This is a genomic window from Mycobacterium sp. NPDC006124, assembly GCF_040614235.1.
Classification (GTDB): Bacteria; Actinomycetota; Actinomycetes; order Mycobacteriales; family Mycobacteriaceae; genus Mycobacterium.
Genome location: NZ_JBEXUA010000034.1, coordinates 1 through 7,540, shown reverse-complemented (window position 1 = coordinate 7,540; position 7,540 = coordinate 1). Strand labels below are relative to the sequence as shown.

Genomic DNA, 7,540 nt, shown 5'->3' with positions numbered 1-7,540 from the left:
TCGGTGCCCAACTCCGCCCGCAGGGCCCGGACCATCCGCACCGCGGATGCCTTCTCCTCCGGGGTGTACCTGCGTGTCGTCGGCGTCCCGGGCGATTGTTCCTTCGGCATGGCTCCATCCTCGTTTCCAAGGTCAGGAGCCTCCAGCATTTCCAGGGCGATTCAACCGCAAGCGCGGGCGGCGATTCGACACCTGTGATTTTAACAACTGCATCGCGGAACCAAATACTCAGGGGGGCAGCAACTTCGCAGCATTGGCGCCAATGATGACCGGCCTCGCGCCATGCACCTCGAAGCGCAACAGGCCGACCGCGAACTGCTACCCGAGAAAATTTCCAACGTGCTCGACCGTCAGGAGCATTGTTTGCATACCCGAGCGGGCATTTGGCGCGAGCAGGCAGTGTCGGGGCGGGGATTTCGCGCCGGCTACGATCGTCTATCGCGAGTGTCCGAAGCGCGGGCGGTAGCAACTCGGTGGGCGGCCTGGAAGTGTAGTAGCACGCCGCTAGAGTGGATGCTGGAATCCTGCTCAGGCTGGCAGGAGCTACCCTCCTCTACGACGACGCGCTGCGAGGTGCCGAATTCGACCGTGTTCACCATGCGGCGGTTCGATGTACGAGCCTGCGCGACAGTTCATTTCGCATCGGCGCAGCGAGGGCTCATGAGCATCGTCGGTGGTGAGCCGTGCTCACCCACCGGCGCTGCTACGTCGATCGATTCGGTGGGCGGCGAGGAAGTCGTCCACGATGTGTTCGCAGTGGCGCCGGGTCATGGTGTTCAGTCCGGTCATGCGAGCGAACGCAAGCGGTCCGACGAGCTGGCACATCGCGAGCTCTACGTTCAGGTCGTCGAGCTCGTCGAAGGCACTGGCACTCTGCAGGACCGCGTCGAAGGGTTCTCGGTACTGATCGACAACCCGGGCGCGCAGCGCTTTTGTCGAGGCTTGCGTGTCAGCCGCCTGGGCGGTTGAGGTGGGTCCTAGGGACAGCCACGCCAGGAGCGTGACGTGCAAGGATGCGTCGGCGAAAAGCGACGCCTGCCGGTCGAGTAGTTCAACCAGCTGGTCGCGCAAGGACCCAGCGCTCGGAGGCGGTGACGTGACCTGGGGAAGCAGGCGCTCGAATGTGGCGGCCAACAGGTGAGAGGAACTGTTGAAGTGTCGGTAGAGGGTGGTGCGCGCTACCTTGGAGGCCTTGGTCACCGCCTCGATGGTGACCGCTTCGATCCCACCCGTGCTGAGCAGGTGTGCCGCGGCGTCAAGCAGTCGGTTTCGCGACCGAGCCCGGCGTGGGTCGACGTCATCGTCATCTGGTTCGTTGTTGGGCAGCGTTGCCATCGTCTCGCTCATCGCCACACCAATCCGTCGAATCATCTGGTCAACCGGCACCTACCGCGATATGGTACCGATAGTATCGCAACGATACCGTGTATGCCTGTGGCCGGTGGGTGTCGACATCCGCCGCTGGCGCGTGCTGGCTCAAACGCCGCCGAAGGGCAGTGGATCACCGCATGCCCCAACCGAAACGGCGAGGGAAATCGCTCATCGCGAGACGGCCCGCCGACGCGAGGTCATCTTAGACAGCGCCGCCGGAATCGCCATCGAGGGTGGCTAGGTGTGATGTCCGGGGACGTTGGTCAGTCTGGCGACTGGTGGGCGACCTCCGATGGCGGAGTGGGCTCGGTGGTGATTGTAGAAGTGCAATCAGCCCGGTAAGGCTGTGTCGCGTTGTTCTGTCGATTCGTAGAACCGTGCGTAGGCCCAGCCATCGCCGAGTGTGCGGTGGAACCGCTCGATCTTGCCGTTGGTCTGAGGCCTGTACGGGCGTGTTCGCTTCGGGGTGATGTTCAGTTCGGTGCAGGCATCGTGCCACGCGTAGGAGCGGTAGGCAGAGCCGTTGTCGGACAGAACGCGCTCGACGATGACGCCCCGCTCGGTGAACCACGCCACGGCGCGCTGCAGCACGCCGATGGCGGTGACGGCCTTCTCGTCGGTGCGGATCTCGGCGTAGGCCATTCGGGAGTGGTCGTCAATCACGTTGTGTACGAATGCGATTCCGATCCTGGGGCTCCAGTACTTGGTGCGATCACCGCGCTCGCCAGTGCGATGCGCGGTCTGGCGGGCGTTGCGCTTGCCTTGTGCCCGGCTGAGGAACTTGTGTCCGCCGCCGTCGGGAATATTGGCGAACTTGGTGACGTCGACGTGGATCAGCGACCCCGGATGGTCGTGCTCATAACGGCGTATGGGTTCGCCGGTGACGCGGTCGATGTAGGACAGTCGGTTGATCCGGCACCGGGTCAGCACTGCGTGCACCGTCGATGCCGGCACCCCGAGGCGCCCGCCGATCTGCACCGGCCCAAGACGCTTGCGCCACCGTAGGTCCACGATTCGGCGCATCACCGGCTGACTGGTCTTGGTCGGGCTGTGGTGCGGGCGCGAGCTGCGGTCTTCCATGCCGGCGGTGCCTTCGGTGCGGAATCGGTCGGCCCACTTCTTGGCTGTTCGTGATGACACCATGAACATCCTGGCCGCCGCGGAGTAGGTCCAGCCCTTCTCGACGACGAGCCGCGCGAGCTTCAATCGTGCGCGTGGGGTCAATGCAGCGTTAGCGTGGGACACGAAGGCCTCCTGGTTGATGAAGCGGTTCCTTGACAGCTCCACTTCACAACCGGAGGCCTTCCCTGTCACACAGGCTCACCGATACGAATCGGGACAACGTCCCCGGACATCACAGCTAGGACGCGGTGAAGGTGCGCACCGTGGCCGATGGCGCCGGGATCGCGGTTAAGACGTTGTACCGGTACTTCCCCTCCAAGCCGCATGTCCTCGTTGCCGTTCTGGCACGGGCGTGAACGGCTCGGTGAGGAACGGGATGCGGCCGATACGGGTGTCTCGCCGCAGTTACGCCTCGGGCGCCTGAACGCCAGCCTTGAGGAGGAATGGTCTTCCAAGCCCGCGCTGACCGAGGCCGTAATCCGATCGTTCGTGTTCGCCGACGCCACGCGTCGGTGATCCTGGACATCTGGTTGGCCAGCCTGATCAGGTGGGTCCGTCACGGCACGTCAGCCGCCGACGCCGCTGTCCGGCTCGACCGCAGCATCAAGTGATCCTCGGCGATCGAGCCGGCGGCGAGAAGAGTCGTAGGCCGTCGGACAGCGTCACCGCCCAGCCGCCTACCAGTACTCTTGGTATCGTACCGATACCGATGGCCTCGTTTGGTATCATGCCGGTTGACGAAGGGGGCATCATGCTCACCCAATGGATCGAAGATTGTCAGGTCCAGCGTGTAAGTCTCAACGAAGGCCTGGCGTTGAGTCTCGAGGACTACAACGAATTGGTCATCACGCGGCCGCTGCGACTCTCCCTCCCGCCGGTGGGCGTACATCCCGCCGAAGAGGTGATGATCGATCCCCGTGACGTGCCCGCACACCAGCGTCCACTGCTGAACTTTGCAGGAAGCATCTGCACGCACGCCGGGTACGACGACGACGGCACTCTGCACGTCGCGTTCTCCAACGGGTACGGCCTCACGGTGACCGCCGATCAGGACTCCACGGCTTGGGAGTTGTACGGAAAACACCACGGCTACATGGCGTGTCTGCCGCACGGTCGAGTCCGCGTCGTGCGCCACGACCTGCCCGAGGACCAGCAGGTTGCCGACTCTTCGGTGATCGCAGGGTGACCCGGCTCGACGAAACGAGAGTCCGGCTCGGACACCGCTCCTCGCGGGAGCGCCATTGAGCACCGAAGGAAGTCATCAGGACTCGACGAGCACCGCGACCCTACGCCTGCGGGAACGCGCGGCATCGCCGACCAAGGCGTCCGGGGAGTACAGCGAACGCCTTGGCGCGCTGGCCCGATTCACCGTGCGGCACAAGGCCCTGGTGATCGGTGCGTGGGTCGGATTGGCCGTGGTCCTGGCCCTGGTGTTCCCGCAGCTGGAGACCGTCGTTCAGAAACAGTCCGTCCAGCTGATCCCTCAGGACGTGGCGTCGTTTCAAACGATCGACCGGATGAGCGAGGCATTCGGCGAGCAGGGTTCCAAGACGATGCTGTTCGTCGCGATGGAAGACCCGGCGGGGCTCACACCCTCGGCGCGACAGGACTACGCGGATCTGGTGGCACGGTTGCGCGCCGACACCAAACACGTCCTTCTGGTCCAGGACCTGCTGGCCGATCCGGTGACCGCCACCCAGGCGCTCAGTCAGGATGGCAAGGCCTGGTATCTGCCGGTCGGGGTAGCCGGCACGCTCGGTGACCCCACCGCGGGGGAGTCGATCACCGCGGTCCGCGCGATCGCGGCCCAGTCCTTCGACGGGTCCTCGGCGACGGTGCGGGTGACCGGGCCTGCGTCGACGTTCAGCGACCAGATCGCCGAGGCCGAACGCGATCTGCTGTTCATCTCCATCGCCACCGCGGGGCTGATCGCGCTGATCCTGCTCATCGTGTACCGGTCGGTGTTCACCGCGCTATTACCCTTGCTGGTAATCGGAATTAGTTTGGCCGTGGGACGTGGTGTGCTCTCCGGGCTGGGCGAGTTGGGGATGCCGGTGTCGCAGTTCACCGTCGCGTTCATGACCGCGATCCTGCTGGGCGCCGGCACCGACTACACGGTGTTTTTGATCAGCCGCTATCACGAACAGCGTAGGGCGCAGGTGGCCCCCGACCAGGCGGTCGTGTGCGCGACCGCGAGTATCGGCCGCGTCATCATGGCCTCCGCGGCGACCGTCGCGTTGGCGTTCGCGGCGATGGTGTTCGCCCATCTCAGCATGTTCGCCGGACTGGGACCGGCCTGCGCGGTCGCCGTGCTCGTCGGATTCGCGGCCACCGTGACACTGCTTCCGCCGGTGCTGGCGCTGGCCGCCACACGCGGCATCGGTGAACCCAAGTCCGACCGCACCCGCCGCTACTGGAACTCGGTGGCCGTCGCGGTGGTGCGCAAGCCGGTGCCGCTCCTCGTCGGCAGCTTGGTCATCCTGCTGGCACTGTCCGCGGTCGCCACGACGATGACCTTGAGCTACGACGACCGCAAGGGCCAACCTGCGACCACGGCCAGCAACGAGGGCTACCGACTGCTGGACCGGCACTTCCGCAAGGACATCGTCATCAGCGAGTTCCTGGTGGTGGAATCACCGACGGACATGCGCACCGGGAAGGGGCTCGCCGATCTGGACGAGATGGCCTCCCGGGTGGCGCAAGTCCCCGGTGTCACGAAGGTCTCCGGGGTCACCCGGCCCGCCGGTGTCCGCCTGGATCAGGCCCAATTGGGTTGGCAGAACGGACAAATCGGCGACAAGATGGCCGGCGCGGTCGCCAACGGCAACGCCCGCAAGGCCGACCTGGCCAAGCTCGCCGGCGGCGCGGATCAACTCGCCGGCGGCCTGGCCCAACTCGACACCACCCTGCGCACCGCGCTGACCCCGCTGACGGGAATCCTGGATCAGGCCCAGAGCACAGGACGGAAGGTGGACCAGTTTCGGCCCCTGTTGAACCAACTCTCGGCGACCGCACCCGCGGTCGACCAGGCGCTGCGTTCGGGACCGGGGTTGCGCCCGCTCGCCGAGCAGGCCGACGGTGCCATCGCCACCATCGACCCGCTGGTGGGCGCGCTGAACACCTCGCCGTGGTGCGCGACCACACCGCAGTGCGCCCAGATCCGCGACCAGGTCCAGGTCCTCACGACGCTGCGCCACGCCGGGTTCTTCACCCAGGTCGCTGGGCTCGGCGACACCGTCGGCCAGAACGCATCTGTGGCAGACACCCTGGCCGGCGTCCAGACCGCAGTCACCTCACTGGACAAGGCGTTCGGCGCGCTCGGTGACCGCGCCAACCTGGCCGGTAACGTCCGCCGACTCCAAGACGGCATCAGCCAACTCGCCTCGGGCGCCCAAGCCCTGGCCACGGGCGTGCACACCCTGGCCGACAGCAACATCGAAATGCTCGGCGGGATGAGCCAGATCGCCACCCAGCTGCAAAATTCTGCGCGCGCGAGCACCGGCTCCGACAGCTCCAGCGGCTTCTTCCTGCCCCCCAACGCCTTCGAGAACCGCCAGTTCGCCGACGTCGCCAAACAGTTCCTCTCCCGCGACGGCAAGACCGCCCGGTTCCTCGTCGAGTCCAGCAATGACCCCTACAGCGTGGGCGCCATGAACATGGCCCAGCAGATCGTGACCGTCGCCGAGGCCGCCCGCCCCAACACCTCCCTGGCCCGAGCCACCATCTCGGTAGCCGGGTTCCCCGCCGTCAACTCCGACATCCAGAAACTCCTCTCGGCGGACTTCCTCCAACTGGGCGCTGCCACCCTGCTCATCGTTGGCGTCATCCTGGCACTATTGCTGCGCGCACTGCTGGCCCCGCTGTACCTGTTGGGCACCGTCGTCCTTAACTACGCCGCCTCGCTGGGCATCGGGGTGTTGGTCTTCCAGTGGGGCCTGGGCTATGCAATAGCTTGGCCGGTGCCACTGTTGGCGTTCATCATTTTGGTCGCTGTGGGTGCGGACTACAACATGCTGCTGGTGTCCCGGCTCAAGGAGGAATCCACCCGCAACATCCGCGTCGGCGTGCTGCGGACCGTCGCCAACACCGGCTCGGTCATCACCTCCGCCGGCATCATCTTCGCCGCCAGCATGCTCGGCCTCATGTTCGGCTCGATCGCCATCATGATCCAAGCCGGGTTCATCATCGGCTGCGGCCTGCTGCTGGACACCTTCGTCGTGCGCACGCTCACCGTTCCCGCGATCGCCGTGCTCCTGCGCGAAGCCAGCTGGTGGCCGCAACGCGCCAGCGCTCGACGCTCTGTACTCATCTCAGACGTTGTTGACGGCGTGGTGAGGTGACAAGACGAAGACCTCCGCATGATGCGGGAGCTGCCAAGGAACGCTCCAACTCATCTCGGAGGTCTTCGTGGTGCACCGTAGTGCGTCTTTGTCGGAGACCGGGATTGTCCGAGAAGCGGTCGATTTGATCTTGATGTGACACGCCGAGTGTGAGCTTGGCGAAGGATCACCAGTGTCAGTTACACTTGACCGCGGCGGCTGAACTGGATCATTGGTAGCCCGCCGAACAACTGAGGCGCTGTCCAAGGAGCAAGGTATCGAGCTGGTCGGCCCGAACGGGCTATTGAACCAGCTCACGAAGAACGTGCTGGAGACCGCCCTGGTTGCCGAGATGACCGAACATCTGGCTATGACCGGCACGACCCGGCTGAGCGGGGCAGCGGCAGCTCCCACAACGGGATGCGGATCAAGACGGTGCTGACCGAGATCGGCCCGGTCGACATCCACGTGCCTCGTTCGAACCGCAGATCGTTGAGACGTCAACGCCGGCTGACCGGTATCGATGAGATCAAATTATCGCTAACGGCAAAGCGATTGACCGCTGGCGAGGTGCCGGCACACTTCGCCGATGTCTGCAGCGCGATGGTGTCCAAGGACACCATCAGCCGGATCGGGACTGTCAGATTAACGGTGGATCCGACCTTGGCATTGTTAGGTGCCGGTCGGGGTGATCCGGCCTTCGAAGGTGATCGCGAACGCGTTGAGCG

The 7,540-nt window shown here is 65.0% G+C and carries 5 protein-coding genes and 2 pseudogenes; 5 read left to right on the top strand and 2 right to left on the bottom strand.

The genetic code is table 11. The annotated features are described in order from the left end of the window. Window positions 1-687: 687 nt before the first annotated feature. On the bottom strand, window positions 688-1,335 hold the full coding sequence (locus ABZ195_RS28505; protein ID WP_355223239.1) for a TetR/AcrR family transcriptional regulator: 648 nt from the start codon (window positions 1,333-1,335) through the stop codon (window positions 688-690). Window positions 1,336-1,608: 273 nt separating this feature from the next. Further along, window positions 1,609-2,616, bottom strand: a pseudogene (locus ABZ195_RS28500) (IS481 family transposase). Between the two features lie 125 nt (window positions 2,617-2,741). Here ABZ195_RS28500 and ABZ195_RS28495 point away from each other — a divergent pair. The 5 genes and pseudogenes from ABZ195_RS28495 to ABZ195_RS28475 form a co-directional block, all read left to right on the top strand. Next, entirely contained in the window at window positions 2,742-2,849 is a 108-nt protein-coding gene (locus ABZ195_RS28495) for a TetR family transcriptional regulator (protein ID WP_355223236.1), read from the top strand. Continuing rightward, on the top strand, window positions 2,818-3,009 hold the full coding sequence (locus ABZ195_RS28490) for a hypothetical protein (protein WP_355223240.1): 192 nt from the start codon (window positions 2,818-2,820) through the stop codon (window positions 3,007-3,009). Before ABZ195_RS28495 ends, ABZ195_RS28490 begins: the two co-directional genes overlap by 32 nt. Window positions 3,010-3,244: 235 nt before the next feature. Beyond that, window positions 3,245-3,679, top strand: a complete 435-nt coding sequence (locus tag ABZ195_RS28485; RefSeq protein ID WP_355223238.1) for a DUF6188 family protein — start codon at window positions 3,245-3,247, stop codon at window positions 3,677-3,679. Between the two features lie 106 nt (window positions 3,680-3,785). Further along, a complete protein-coding gene (locus ABZ195_RS28480; RefSeq protein WP_355223237.1) occupies window positions 3,786-6,833 on the top strand; it encodes an MMPL family transporter in 3,048 nt (1,015 codons plus the stop codon). 211 nt (window positions 6,834-7,044) lie between these two features. Next, window positions 7,045-7,445: pseudogene (locus ABZ195_RS28475) on the top strand (transposase); the annotation flags it as partial. Window positions 7,446-7,540: the final 95 nt, after the last annotated feature.